Source organism: Paenibacillus sp. OK003, assembly GCF_900109515.1.
GTDB lineage: Bacteria > Bacillota > Bacilli > Paenibacillales > Paenibacillaceae > Paenibacillus > Paenibacillus marchantiae.
In genome coordinates, this window is the sequence record NZ_FOBD01000010.1 from 174,752 (window position 1) to 188,844 (window position 14,093).

9 protein-coding genes and 1 pseudogene are annotated in these 14,093 nt (G+C 46.4%); 9 read left to right on the forward strand and 1 reads right to left on the reverse strand.

Annotation, left to right across the window (positions count from 1 at the left end; all coding sequences use genetic code 11):
- The first annotated feature begins 97 nt into the window (after nt 1-97).
- The 8 genes from BMW94_RS17625 (at nt 98) to BMW94_RS17660 (ending at nt 12,673) form a co-directional block, all read left to right on the forward strand.
- Entirely contained in the window at nt 98-4,456 is a 4,359-nt protein-coding gene (locus BMW94_RS17625) for a glycosyl hydrolase 53 family protein (protein ID WP_091000321.1), read from the forward strand.
- Nucleotides 4,457-4,611: 155 nt separating this feature from the next.
- Nucleotides 4,612-5,628: an iron-hydroxamate ABC transporter substrate-binding protein gene (locus BMW94_RS17630; protein WP_091000322.1), complete on the forward strand. Its 1,017-nt coding sequence runs from the start codon at nt 4,612-4,614 to the stop codon at nt 5,626-5,628.
- A 252-nt stretch (nt 5,629-5,880) separates the two neighbouring features.
- Nucleotides 5,881-6,924 (forward strand): SPFH domain-containing protein, encoded by a 1,044-nt coding sequence (locus BMW94_RS17635; RefSeq protein WP_091000323.1) that lies wholly within the window; start codon nt 5,881-5,883, stop codon nt 6,922-6,924.
- Nucleotides 6,921-8,024, forward strand: a complete 1,104-nt coding sequence (locus tag BMW94_RS17640; RefSeq protein WP_254790273.1) for a diacylglycerol kinase catalytic domain-containing protein — start codon at nt 6,921-6,923, stop codon at nt 8,022-8,024. The genes BMW94_RS17635 and BMW94_RS17640 overlap by 4 nt, the downstream gene beginning before the upstream one ends.
- 80 nt (nt 8,025-8,104) lie before the next feature.
- Nucleotides 8,105-8,818, forward strand: coding sequence for a response regulator transcription factor (locus BMW94_RS17645; protein WP_091000324.1), 714 nt, complete (start codon nt 8,105-8,107; stop codon nt 8,816-8,818).
- Nucleotides 8,815-9,807, forward strand: coding sequence for a sensor histidine kinase (locus tag BMW94_RS17650; protein WP_091000325.1), 993 nt, complete (start codon nt 8,815-8,817; stop codon nt 9,805-9,807). Before BMW94_RS17645 ends, BMW94_RS17650 begins: the two co-directional genes overlap by 4 nt.
- 171 nt (nt 9,808-9,978) lie before the next feature.
- Complete coding sequence (locus BMW94_RS17655) at nt 9,979-10,749, forward strand: ABC transporter ATP-binding protein (protein ID WP_091000326.1); 771 nt, start codon at nt 9,979-9,981, stop codon at nt 10,747-10,749.
- Complete coding sequence (locus tag BMW94_RS17660; protein WP_091000327.1) at nt 10,724-12,673, forward strand: FtsX-like permease family protein; 1,950 nt, start codon at nt 10,724-10,726, stop codon at nt 12,671-12,673. The genes BMW94_RS17655 and BMW94_RS17660 overlap by 26 nt, the downstream gene beginning before the upstream one ends.
- Before the next feature lie 121 nt (nt 12,674-12,794).
- Here BMW94_RS17660 and BMW94_RS17665 read toward each other — a convergent pair.
- Nucleotides 12,795-13,206: pseudogene (locus tag BMW94_RS17665) on the reverse strand (CatA-like O-acetyltransferase).
- A 299-nt stretch (nt 13,207-13,505) separates the two neighbouring features.
- On the opposite strand from BMW94_RS17665, the gene BMW94_RS17670 reads away from it, so the two are divergent.
- Entirely contained in the window at nt 13,506-14,063 is a 558-nt protein-coding gene (locus BMW94_RS17670; protein ID WP_091000328.1) for a hypothetical protein, read from the forward strand.
- Nucleotides 14,064-14,093 lie beyond the last annotated feature (30 nt).

Sequence of the window (14,093 nt, forward strand, 5' to 3'; positions counted from 1 at the left end):
TACCGTGTCCTCGATTATTGTAAAGCGCTTACAATAATAATGATTTACAACATTCATTGTTCAAGTTGAACCAAACACGATAAGGGGGAGATTAAGCGTGCACAAAAGATACATAAGCGGCTGTCTCGTATTACTGATGTTGTTCTGTGATTTGGGTCTGGTAGTTCGACCTGCAGCGGCGGCAGCAAAAGTAAACGTTGCGCTGAATAAGGCGGTTACGGTCAGCTCAGAGGATCTAAAATGGGAGGGCTATAAAGAAAAAGCGGTGGATGGTAAAGGAGATACAAAATGGAGTGCGAGCAGTCCTACTTCAGTAGATCATCCGCATTGGCTGACGGTAAACTTGGGAGCTTCATACAACCTTTCCGGTGTGGAACTAACGTGGAAGGATGCAAATGAGGTTGTGAAGTTTTTGGTTGAAGTTTCTGAGGACGGAAATACATGGACACCTGTGGCAGATCACTCTGCCAATGATAAAGCGGAATCACAGGTCAATCTGGATTTCGAAGCAGATGCGGTTCAATATGTGAAGGTCACGATTCCTTATTATGCGGGTACCGACTGGTGGCCTGGCATTTCTGAGCTTCAAATCTGGGGGGAGGAAGAGGTGCGGAACCCGGCAGACATCGAGCATTATGATCAAGTCAACGTGTCTACTGTAAGTCGTACTGCTCCTGTTCTGCCAGAAAAAGTTACGGCACATTACAAGAACGGGAAATCGGGTGTTGTCCCGGTTGAATGGGAGGAAATTAATCCTTCAAAATATGCATCAGCAGGCAGCTTTACCGTTACAGGTGATGTATATGGAGCTCCCGTTCAACCTGTAGCTACCGTTACGGTAGAAGGATATCGCAGTGATTTTGTCAGAGGGGTGGATATTTCCACGTTAACTGCCATTGAGGATAATGGAGGTTATTATCTGGACAGCAATGGTGCAAAACGCGATCTGCTCGATATTCTCAAAGACCGTGGCGTGAACTATGTGCGGCTTCGTCTGTGGAATGATCCACAGAAATCCAATGGGTACAACGACAAAGAAGATGTGATTCGTCTGGCCCAGCGGGTAAAGGCCAAGGGCATGAAGGTCCTGCTCGACTTCCATTATTCCGATGAATGGGCTCACCCGGGTCAACAGCTTCGTCCCAAGGCCTGGGAAAACCTCTCGTTCGAAGACCTTAAGAAGGCTGTCTATGATTACACGCGTGAAGTGGTAAGCGAGATGAAGGATGCGGGGGCGATGCCCGACATGGTTCAGATTGGTAATGAAATCAACAGCGGTGTATTAAACGGGTTGAAGAGTGAAGTCAATTTTGATGAGAACGTAGCATTGCTTAAGAGTGGAGTGGACGGCGTTCGCGATGTCCCTGGTGGAAAAGAAGTTCAAATCATGATCCATCTGGCTGAAGGAGGAAAAGCGGATACCTTTGACTGGTATTTCGGCGAATTGGAGGAGAAGGGTCTGAAGTATGATATTATCGGCCTGTCCTATTATCCATTTTGGCACGGAACATTCGCAGATGTGCGCAAAACGATGAATGAAGTATCTGCGAAATATGGTAAAGAAGTCATTATTGCTGAGACGTCCTATCCATTCTCGTATAAAAACGGGGACGCTCACGGCAATATTATTGGCAATCCGGAAACGCTGAATGTCGGAGGGGCGACCTTCCCGGCAACCGTACAGGGACAATATGATGCGATTGCAGGCATTATGGACATGATCTCACAAGTTCCAAATCAGAAGGGAGCGGGGTTCTTCTATTGGGAACCGGCATGGATTGCGGCCAATGTAGGCTGGATTGCTTCCGAGGGAGACGCTTGGGAGAATCACGCCATGTTCGATTATGATGAATATCCGGCGAATGGGGGTTACTCGTATGAAGGGCGTGCCCTGCCATCGCTGGATGTGTACAAACGAGGCCTGGACATTCTCCCCGCAGATCGGAAAGAGCTGTCGGCAGCGATTACACGTGCAAAGGCGCTGGAATCCAGTGATTTTACACCTGAAAGCTGGATCACACTCGCTCCAGCCATTGCAGCAGCCGAGCATACGTACAATTTGGCTTATACATCTGGTGTGACACAACAGGATACGGACGATGCGACTGCGGCTCTTCATGAGGTTATGCAGCAGCTTGATGTTATACCTGCGGAGCGGAGCACTCTGGGGGCAATCATTACCGAAGCCAAAACATACAAGCAAGCAGACTGGTCAGCTGCAACCTGGGCTGTTCTGACCAAGGCTCTTACTCGTGCAGAACAGATCATGGCAGATTCAAGAGCCACCCAGACCGAAGTGAATACGGCTGCAAAACAAGTGGAAGCAGCCATTCAGGGTCTGTCTAATGTAGACAAAACCGAGCTGACACAGTTCATCGGTGAAACCCAGCAGCTGACCGAATCGTCATATACACAGCGAAGCTGGGCAAACCTGAAAGCGGCATTGTTATCGGCAATCACGGTCAGAGACAAGCAGGATGCCATTCAATCCGAAGTGCAGGGGGCTCTGACAACACTTCAAAAAGCCAATAACAACCTTGTTTTGCTGGAGGCACTAACAACAAGTAAAACAGCTACCGCATCAAGCAGTGCCGGTACGGGTGGCGGAGAAGCCAACTCGCCTGGGGGTGCAATCGACAGCAATCCCAATACTTCATGGGGAACAGATCAAAGTGTCGGCAGCTGGTGGCAAGTGGACCTGGGAGCAACTGCTGTGATCCGCAAGTTGGAAATGTCCATGTGGAGTGGTGGCATCAAATACAAGATCGAAGTATCCAACGATAACAAGAACTTTGTCAAAGTCGTGGATACAACAAGTGATGTGGTTGTATCCACCAGTCCAAGGCATATCCTGCCCGCAGGCACGGAGGCGCGTTATATTCGTCTTACCATTACCGCTGGTTCTAAGTGGGTAGGCTTTATGGATTTTGAAGCTTATGGTATGTTCCCGGCGGACAAATCTGCGTTGGAGACTACCGTGAATTCCGCTGCGAAGCTGCATCAAAGTGATTACACGGTTGCAAGCTGGAATGGGTTTACACAGGCACTGTCATTTGCTCGTGTGCTTATGGATGATGCAGAAGCCAGTGCACAGGAAATCAGTGCTGCGGATAACGCGTTGAAAGAGGCTGTTAGTCAGCTTGTAAGGCAAGCGTCGACCCCGGGTCAGCCGTCACAGCCCGGTCAACCTGCGCAGCCTTCCACCCCTGGATCATCGCAGAATTCCGGCAATCCTCCTGTTACGCCGCCTGTTGAATCTGGTAATCCGGGAGAAAGTGGTTCCATTACATTCAAAGGGAAAAGTACCGGAGCGGGCACCTATGTGATTCAACCTGATATGAAGCAGTTGTCTCAAACGATTGATGGAATGGGAGCAGGGAGCAAAAAGTTAACCTTGATTGCAGATGTTCCTAAGGATACAAAGGCTACGACCTTTCAGCTCAATGCAAATCAACTTCAGGAATGGGCACGTACTCAGGCTTTACAGTCGCTGGAGCTGATTATAAAACAGACATCTGTCCGCATCCCGTTAAGTTTATTTAAGGGCGCTCGCAGTGAAGACGGAGATACACTGGATGTCATTCTGGCCGAAGACTCCACAGCGATTCTGTCTGAAGCGCAAAAGAAAGCCGTCCGTAACCGCAACGTGGTCAGTGTGGATCTGTTGTTGAACGGACAGCCGTTACAGTGGACTGACAGATCCATTGAAATAGCGATGTCGAATGTACAACATTCAAATGCAGAAGACGTTGTGCTGGTCATCCAATCCCTTTTGCCAAACGGTGAAATGAAACCAGTTATCTTTACTCAATATGATGAAATGACCCAAAGTCTGGCTTTCAAGCCGCTTCAATCAGGCCGTTTCGTGATTACTGAAGTGCAGGTGCCGTTGAATGACTTGCAATCCTACTCCTGGGCCATGAAAGAGGTTCAGAATCTGTATGGCAAAGGAATCATTTCAGGTATGACAGATACCCAATTCAGTCCGCAAGCAGAGCTGACACGAGCACAATTTCTGCAAATGATCATGAAGGGTATTGGCGAATCACGTTTGCCGGATACATCCACTTCAGCTTCAATGGATGTGAAGAATGATCAGTGGTATTCAGATTCCGTACGTCTAGGTCTGGAGATGGGAATCGTGCAAGGCCGAGCAGACGGATCGTTTGCAGCCAATGAACGTATTACCCGCGAGGACATGGCGGTGATGTTAAACCGTGCAATACAGATCATGAAGCAGAACACCAGTGCAGCCGTTGAATCAACAACTAACAGCACCGCATTTAATGACAACGCAGATATCGCTGAATATGCAAAACAAGCGGTTGCAGCGATGCAGGAGCAAGGCCTGCTTAAAGGAATGAACGATGGCACGTTTGCGCCAAAACAGCATGCCAACCGTGCACAGGGGGCGGTCGCTGTAGCCAGAATGATGGAGCAGATTTATAAATTCTAAGTGTATATATGATATAGGGATCGGGTCTTTCTGGCTCGATCCCTATGTTTATGGATTTTAAATGGTAGACAGGTAGTAACCAATTCTGCTATGATTCCAATGATAATGATAACCATTATCACAAAAAGTGTTGAATTATAGGGGGCATCATGTTTATGTTTAAATCCAAATCGATTCTTTCCATCTGCACGTTATTCATTGTGTTTACGCTAGTTCTTGCGGGCTGCGGAAATGCAGGAAAGACAACGGATGAAACGGGGAGCGGCTCAGGACAGACGAGTGAGAATCAGGAATCCACTGGAACCGATACAGCTCAGAATGAATCAGCGGAAAGTGAAACACGTGAATATGAGACGGATAAAGGGACGGTTACCATTCCTGCACATCCGAAACGCATCGTGACCGATTACTACGGGGGCGAAATTCTGTCTGTAGGCGGTAATCTGATTGGTGTGGAGCCAAGTGCCTTTGATAATCCGTTTATTAAGGACAAGCTGAAAGACACCACAGACGTTGGTTATCCAGTTAACGTGGAGAAGACGCTGGAATTACAGCCTGACTTAATCGTTGTAATGTATGATGATAACTACGAGGAACTTTCCAAAATTGCACCAACTGTGCATATCCCATATGGTACAGCCACAGATATCTATAAGACAGTTGAGCTGTTTGGTGATTTGATTGGTCAACCGGAGAAGGCGAAGGCGTTCATGGCCGATTACGAGAAAAAGGCGGCAGACGGACGCGAGAAGCTGAAAGGCATCGTGGACGAAAATACGACCGTTGGATTATACGAGTTAACGGACAAAGGAGATCTGTGGATTTTTGGCGACAACGCAGGCCGGGGAGGACAAGTTGTATACAATGCTTTGAAGCTGAAAATGCCGAGCAAGGTAAGCAAAGACAATCAGACTGTACAGTTATCGCTCGAAGTACTGCCTGAATACGCTACGGATTACATGTTCATGACGGTGTATGATCCTGAGAAAAAAGGCGAAGCGCTGAAGGAATTCAAACAGTCTAAAGTATGGAATGGTCTGGATGCGGTGAAGAATCACCGATTCTTCGAGAATGATTTTGACACATTCTATCGATACGATCCGATCGCCATTACAGCCCAGATTGATTTGTTTGTTGATCTGATCTTGAAGAGCGCTGAACAAAACGAATAAATGATGAACGTTGATTAACAACGAGATGACTCCTAATGTGAGATTAGCGCCTCGAATAACCAAAACCCATAATGAGTTGTCATTACTGACTATAATTATAGAAATGGACCTGCTTTAGGGCTTCAGCCTAAGGTAGGTCTTTTTTTGATGTCGAAAGCAAAAAAATGTTAATGTCATATTGACAATATCAAATTCGTTTGTTATCATTTCGATAATATCAAAACGACAATATTAAGAAATGGGGAATGAGCGATGTTTGGATTCCGATTCGTGAAGTTTCAACCCAGTGAGTATGTAATGAAAGTGAAGAATGGGCAGGTACAGCGTCAAGGTGTAGGGTTATCCTTTTATTATTATGAGCCGACGACATCGGTGGTGGTTCTGCCTGTATCTTCGGTGGATGTGCCCTTTATGTTCGAAGAAATAACAGCCGATTATCAAACCGTTACGGTTCAGGGTCAACTGAGCTATCGTATCGTTGATTATATGAAAATCACCCAAAGCTTGAACTACACGTACAATTTGCGCAAAAACAGATATATCTCCGATGATCCTGGCAAGTTGGATCAACGTGTGATTACGACCGCCAAAGTGCTGACCAAAAAACATCTGGAGCAAATGCCCCTGAAGGAAGCCATTCAATCGAGCGAACGGCTGGTCAGCAGCATTAAACGGGAAGTGGTGCAGAGTGAGGAACTGGAGAAATTGGGCGTAGAGTTGATGAGTCTGTCCATTCTGGCCATTTTGCCCAATAAAGAGACGATGCGTGCACTGGAAGCACAAGCGCGGGAAGAAATTTTACGCGAGGCCGACGAAGCGCTGTATGTACGTCGCAATGCATCCATTGAACAGGAGCGGAAAGTGAAGGAGAACGAACTGAACACGGAAATTGCCGTAGAGACGAAGAAACAGCAGATTCGAGAAACGCAATTACATGCCGAGCGTTCGGTGAAACAGAAACAAAATGAGATGGAACAGGAACAGCTCCAATTCAATACGGCGATGGAGGAACGGAAGCAACAGCTCATTGAACTGACGATTGCCAATCAGAATGCCGAAGCTGATGCCAAAGCCTATGAAATTGCTGCCGTGATGAACTCGTTACAACAGGTGGAGCCTAGCGTGCTACAGGCGATGGCGAACATGGGGATGAACTCGGATAAACTGATTGCCCTTGCATTCCAGGAGCTGGCTGAGAATGCCGGGAAAATTGGACAGCTTAACATTTCGCCGGATCTGCTGCAAGGATTGATGAATCCACCGACAAGAGAGCAGCAAGGAGGTCGGGCACGATGAGACTTGGGAAGGCAAGCCAGACTGTAGCCGCACACATTACTGGAGGAGAACCGATGACCGAATACAAGTTGATTCTGGTCAAACGCAGAACGAGGCTGGAAGAATTGGTGGTTCGCTATAATACGGTCCAACAAGCCCAGTTCTATATTGAACGGTTGGGAGCAGACTTCAGTGATTACCTGGAGGAGGACAGACGTTATCATCACTCCGTGCAGCAAGCCCAGCAGCAGCTCAGCCAACTGGGCCGGGTTCAGACCATTGATCGGGAACATGTACCCAATTTTATTTTTGGAGCACAGGACATTGTGGTAGTAATCGGACAGGACGGTCTTGTTGCCAATACGCTCAAGTATGTAACCGAGCAGCCGCTCATTGGTGTTAATCCTGACCCCATGCGTTGGGATGGGGTATTGCTGCCATTTACGGTAGAGGATCTGAGCTTCATAATTCCTGATGTTATTCGTAAACGCCGCTCCCTGAAAGAAGTGACTCTGGCCAAAGTGGAGCTGAATGATGGGCAGTATCTCTATGGCGTCAACGATCTGTTCATTGGCCGCAAGACGCATGTATCTGCTCGCTATGAAGTTCGCATGGGTTCATCGGTAGAGCAACAATCCTCCAGCGGAGTAATTGTATCCACGGGAATGGGATCGACGGGCTGGTTCAAAAGTGTGCTGGCAGGTGCTGCTGGAGTCGTGGGCTCGGAAGCGTGGCAGCATATCCAAGCGGGTGAAGCGTTCATCTCCGCTAGAGACAGCAAAAGCTCTCATTCAACCTCGAACTCTAGAGGGAAAGGTTATTCAGAAGCATATGTCGCTGCGACAGCATCTGCACAGGGGAGCATGAGCGGCATGAATCATTTCGGTTGGGATGCGCCTTATCTGTATTTTACAGTACGTGAACCCTTCCCCAGCCGGACGACTGCAGCCAATCTGGTGTTTGGACAGATTCATCCGAAACAGCCATTACAGATTGTCTCCCAGATGCCGGAGGATGGCGTTATTTTCAGTGACGGGGTAGAACAGGACTTTCTCGAATTTAATTCCGGGGTAGAAGCCACCATAGGTTTAGCGGAGAAGCGTGGACGGCTCGTAGTCTGACCTTTATTTCCAAACCGTTTCCGGCTAGAATGGTAAACTAGATGTAGAAGATATGTCAGGGAACGGAAAGAGGGTTGACGATGCAATCCATATTATTGGTTGAAGATGATGCGAAGCTCGCAGGATTGCTGGCGGCATATCTGATCCGAAATGGTTTTCAAGTGCAGATTGTAGCAGATTTCCGTCATGTACTAGATGAATTCGTGCAGATCGGCCCGGATTTAGTATTGATGGATGTGAATCTGCCTCAATTTGATGGCTACTACTGGTGTAGACAGATCCGTTCGCATTCCATATGTCCCATTCTATTTATTTCGGCTCGTGACAGTGGCATGGATCAGGTTATGGCGCTGGAACATGGGGCGGATGATTATATTACGAAGCCTTTTCAATACGAGGTTGTTCTTGCTAAAGTTCGTAGTCACCTGCGTAGAGCATACGGGATGTATGCAGCTGTACAACCAGAAATGAAAGTGGAAAATGGCCCCATGTTACTGTACCCCGAGAGATATGTACTGGAGTACGATGGTCGTTCCGTGGAGCTGACACAGAAGGAATCCGTATTGGTCGAAGCACTGATGGCCAAGGCAGGCCGGGTAGTTGGCCGGGAACGTTTGCTCGAACTGATGTGGGAAGATCAGCATTTTATTGATGATAATACATTGAATGTGTACATTACACGTGTTCGCCGCAAGCTGAAGGATCTGGGGGCTGAAGAAGTTTTGGAAACCGTTCGCGGAGCGGGCTACCGATTGCTTGATTTGGAGTCACCTGTCCAAGAGGACCGACAATGAAACTGTTCTTAAGAGATCAGCTGCCCCTCATCGGATTTTATTTGCTGCAAATGCTGCTTGTCCCATGTGTATATTGGCTCTCAGGTGAGGAACGCCCCATGAGGATTGTTCTTTATGGCATGTTTCTGAGTACAGTGGTATTGATCGTGTATCTGACCGTGCGTTATTTCCAGCTCCATCCGTATTACCGTGTACTCCAGCAGCCACAACGGCTGATACAGGAGCCTTTCCAATCGCTGGGCAGTGCCCCTTTGGCGGATTCACTACAGGAATTAATGCGTGAACTGGAGCGTAACCGTCAGGATGAGATGGGTCAATTGCGCAGTCATAATGAGCAGCAGGTTGTGCTCATGAATCGTTGGGTCCATCAGATGAAGACCCCACTGTCCATCATTCAGTTGACCCTGGAAGATGTGGATGATGATAAAACTGCAGGCAGCATACAGGATGAGCTGGATAAAATGCGCAAAGGCTTGGAAATGGTACTTCATTCTTCACGCCTGGAACAGTTCGAAGGGGATTTTCGCGTAGAGCTTCTATCTCTACCCGAGGTGGTTCGAAGCAGCGTAGCTGAGAATCGACGTTTGTTTATTCGCAGAGGAATTACGCCGGATATTCGAATGGACAACGACCTTCGAGTCTACAGTGACTCCAAATGGCTGCGGTTCATGTTTACCCAGATTTTGACGAATGCCGTTAATTACTCAGATAGCCAAGCAGGTAAAAAAGTCACCATTACCGCTTATATGAAGGAAGAACGAATCGTATTAGATATTCAGGATCAGGGTATCGGCATATCGGCTGAAGATATTCAACGTGTGTTTCATCCTTACTTCACCGGAGAGCGGGGAAGACAGTATCATGAATCTACAGGCATGGGACTATATCTGGTCCGTGAGATCAGTACACGTTTGGGTAACCAGATAGAATTGTTCTCCAAACCCGATGAAGGAACATTGGTCCAATTTAGCTGGATGAATCGAAGATAGAGGCGCTTTGCTCATGGGCAAGGTGCTTTTTTTATGGATGTAGGAGAAGGGGAACATAACCTTAAACGCTGTGTAAGGAAAGTTTAAGGTAAATCGATAGCAGGGTTGCAGGAGGTCGTTTAGGATAAGGATATGAAAACAAAGCATAGTTTAGTTGGAGGGGAAACACCTATGGAAATGTTGCAAGTTTCGGCACTAAATAAAGTGTATCAGGGCAAAGTGCAGACTCAAGCCCTTAGTGATATTCATCTGACCATCAAGCAGGGTGAATTTGTAGGGATTATGGGACCATCGGGCAGTGGGAAAACGACGTTGCTTAATATGGTCTCGACCATTGATGAGCCAAGTTCAGGCAAGGTGCTGATTAATGGCATGAATCCGTTTGATATGAAAAAGAAAGAACTCGCCATGTTCCGACGTCGGGAACTCGGATTTGTATTTCAGGATTTTAATCTGCTCGATACCTTGACCGTTGCTGAAAATATAGTACTCCCCTTGACGCTGGACAAGGTCAAGCTGAAGGAGATGGAGAGCAGACTCGATCGGATTACCACTCAGCTTGGAATTGATCACATTCTGGATAAACGCGTCTATGAAATCTCGGGCGGACAGCGGCAGCGAACAGCCATTGCAAGAGCTATGATTAATATGCCATCCATTGTACTGGCCGATGAACCGACTGGTGCGCTGGACTCCACGTCATCTCAAGCGGTAATGGAATCGCTTGAACAGATCAACCAGCAAGAGAAAACAACCATTATGCTGGTCACACATGATCCACTTGCCGCAAGTTATTGTCATCGGATTGTGTTTATCAAGGATGGCAAGCTCGCAGCCGAAGTGCAACGTGGCGATAATCGTCAGACATTCTTTCAACGGATTATTGATACATTATCCTTCTGGGGAGGGAATTCGCATGAGCTTTCCTCAGTTCGCCTTTAACAACATTCGCCGAAACGGGCGGGCGTACATCGCCTTTTTCCTAAGCAGTGCATTCATGGTCATGATATTCTTCGCGTATGCGATGTTTATCTATCATCCGTTTGTTGAGAAATTGCCGATTGGCAAAACCACGGCAGCGGGAATGCAGGTTGCCTCCGTCATCGTATATGTTTTCGCGATCTTCTTTGTTATGTATTCCATTAGTGCATTTCTGAAATCACGGAACAAGGAATTCGGTATTCTAACCATCTTGGGCGCGGAACCGGGACAGATTCGAAGACTGGTCATTCTGGAAAATATGTTTATCGGATGTCTGTCCATTGTGGCTGGAATAGGTGGAGGCATGTTATTATCCAAGCTGTTCCTGATGTTAACCACCCGATTTATCGGTATGGAAGATCTGCCTTTTTATTTCCCTGTAAAGGCCATGTTGATTACGGTGATTGCTTTTTTAGTACTATTCTTTTGCATTTCCCTGTTCACACTGGTCTTTATCGGAAATAAGCGGGCATTGGAGCTGTTAACGGGCACAAGCAAACCCAAAAAGGAACCTAAAGCTTCATGGGTATTCTCTATTCTGGGTCTTGCGTTTCTGGTTACGGGATTCATTGCGCTATATGGCAGTTTATCGAGTGAGAGCATTCTGATCGCTGCTGTGACAGGCATTGCAGGTACGTATTTTTTCTACTCGCAGCTTTCCGTGCTGGCCATTCGTCTGTTGAAGCGTAATCGCAAACGGGTATGGCACGGTACACGCTTGCTGTGGATTTCGGAGATGAGTTACAAAATAAAAGATAACGCACGTATGCTGTTTATGGTGACAGTGGTTATTGCGATTGCTTCCATGAGTGCAGTTTTCATTTTGTCGCTGGATCAACAGAATCGCCAAGTATTTAGAGACAATCCTTTCCCAATTCGTTATAACGTGTACAGTGCATCGGAAGAGCCCAACATGGCACCCGTCAATGAGGTTCTTGATGCTGCCGGTCTTCAATATCAGGAGGTTTATCTGGAATATTTTAGGACGAGTACGGATGACAGTAGCATCAGTGTGATGTCTCTAAGTGATTTTAACCAGTTCAACACAATCCAGAACAAACCGACCTATACGCTCACATCCCATACCGGTATATTCATTGATTCCCGTGATGTGGAGAACCCTCGAAATCAGGAAAGATTTCGTGCCTATGCCAAGGGGGATGAGTTAACGCTGGATATGAATTCAGGGCCGGTTACACTCAATATTAAATACACTGAAATTGAACCGGAATTCAACGGACTTATGTATACCTCAGCCCTAGTTATTGTAAGTGATGAAGAGTTTAAGGCGCTTGCCGGACAATTGGACAAAGATGCTGTTTCCGGTAAATATCTTTATCATATCCCTTCATGGGGGGGATCGGTGCCTGATCGGCAATCATCCGAAGCGATGGTTAGTGATCGGCTGGCGGGCATGGATAAGATCATTAGAAATAGCTCTAATAATAAAGACTTTTCCGGCTTTTTCACGACGCGATATGCCGACTTCGAAGATTTCAGACAGACAACGGCACTCTTTACCTTTTTGGGGGTATTCATAGGACTTATCTTCTCAATCTCCTCAGCCAGCTTTCTGTATTTCAGACTGCATACGGATCTTGAAGCGGATGGGAAAGTGGTACATTCTCTCTCGAAAATGGGGCTTAGCTTTCAAGAGATGAAGCGATCATCGACGATCCAGATTGCGATTCTCTTTTTCTTCCCGATTCTGATCTCGATCATTGAAACCCTCGTTGTGGTAAAACCGTTCCTGAAGGAATTCGGTATCACGGAATATTCGGTGCCTGTGTTAACCGTGTTTGGCGCGTTTCTGCTGGCACAGACCTTCTATTTCTTCGTTATTCGTTCAAGATATATATCTTCACTACGCAAAATGATGGTTTAGATAGAGTTAGCGGTTTTGTGGATGCAATATTGGAGAATTAAAACAGCGTCAGCCAGGGACAAGAAAGTGATGTCCTGGGCTGACGCTGTTTGATTGATCTTTTATTAACTAATGAATCGATTCACAGCCATTTCGTATACTGATCTGCGAGTGATTGTAACTCATTGTACAGCATACCAGCATGGTAGCCGTCGCAAACGGCATGGTGAAATTGGATCGATAGTGGCAGCAGTATCTTTCTGTCAGACTGAACATATTTTCCTATTGTAAAAATGGGTAGTAAATAGGTTCCTTCGTTATAGACGTTCAGATTGAAGCTGGAGAAGCTGACCCACGGAATACTAGAAATGGGGAAGGTATTTGCTGGTTCGTTTGGTTTCGCAAGCATTAATTCCCTTGTTCTTAAGTTCAGCAAGCAAGCGGGTAATCTCAATATTAGCCGTCATACTATAGGTGCATCTAAGGTTGTTAATATAATGCTCGAAATAGGGCTTTCTGCTCCAGTTCTCTACGTCAATCCGATTGAAAATCATTCATTATAACCTCCTAAAAATAATATTGAATTCTTCATTTTAGGAGGTATGTTCGACTGATTTAACCATATCCTTATCACGATCCCAGGAGTTTATTTTTACTTCTATATCGTATCACATCGAATTGCGTTCTTGTAGGTTTCTTGTGATCAGCAACAGAGTTTCATATAATTTGAGATAGTATAGCTGGGAAATGTTGATGGTTTGGATTAGGCCATACGCCATATGGGTAATGAAATGCGGTGTATTTCCAAAAGAGAAGGTACTCTCATTCGACTGAATAAAGCGGGGGCGAGATTATGAATTTATTGGGTGTACATAAAGGACCTACATATTTGGAAGGTTTGGTTCGGGAGATTTCGGATGTTCAGACTCATGAAGTCGAATGGAAAGGCAAGTTGCAGACGAGCGACGGACATGACAAGTTCCATATTTTTTATTATGGTGACTTAACCGAAGATGATCTGATAACCTGGCATGATTCGACACCGCTCATTGTATATGCAGAGCATACCGTAACTGGGGAACGTTACCTACTCATCGATTCAGCCAAATACGGTTATGATGCCATGCTGTGTGAGACATATCCGGAGGAAGATCTGAATAACAGGCCGCTACGGCCCTACCTGGACGTCGAAGGGGAAGACATATTTGAAGTACAGCTATCTGCCTTCTACAATGTGCCGTGGGATGGTGAGTTCGGGGAAGATGTGGATGAAGACGGAACCTACGAATTAATTACGGGAGAGCGCAGGGATTTTGAGCAGGTGAAACGTGACGGCTATGATGCATTTGCCATTAGCATTGTAAACCGCAAAGGCGTAATAACCGAAATTGTGCAGGAAGAACTGGCTTAGCCTAGTTGAATTGCTGACCGGTTGAATGAC

Excerpts from the sequence above, each read along its gene's own strand:
- BMW94_RS17630 (WP_091000322.1), top strand. The coding sequence starts at position 4,612 with ATGTTTAAATCCAAATCGATTCTTTCCATCTGCACGTTATTCATTGTG.
- BMW94_RS17635 (WP_091000323.1), top strand. The coding sequence starts at position 5,881 with ATGTTTGGATTCCGATTCGTGAAGTTTCAACCCAGTGAGTATGTAATG.
- BMW94_RS17640 (WP_254790273.1), top strand. The coding sequence starts at position 6,921 with ATGAGACTTGGGAAGGCAAGCCAGACTGTAGCCGCACACATTACTGGA.
- BMW94_RS17645 (WP_091000324.1), top strand. The coding sequence starts at position 8,105 with ATGCAATCCATATTATTGGTTGAAGATGATGCGAAGCTCGCAGGATTG.
- BMW94_RS17650 (WP_091000325.1), top strand. The coding sequence starts at position 8,815 with ATGAAACTGTTCTTAAGAGATCAGCTGCCCCTCATCGGATTTTATTTG.
- BMW94_RS17655 (WP_091000326.1), top strand. The coding sequence starts at position 9,979 with ATGGAAATGTTGCAAGTTTCGGCACTAAATAAAGTGTATCAGGGCAAA.
- BMW94_RS17660 (WP_091000327.1), top strand. The coding sequence starts at position 10,724 with ATGAGCTTTCCTCAGTTCGCCTTTAACAACATTCGCCGAAACGGGCGG.
- BMW94_RS17670 (WP_091000328.1), top strand. The coding sequence starts at position 13,506 with ATGAATTTATTGGGTGTACATAAAGGACCTACATATTTGGAAGGTTTG.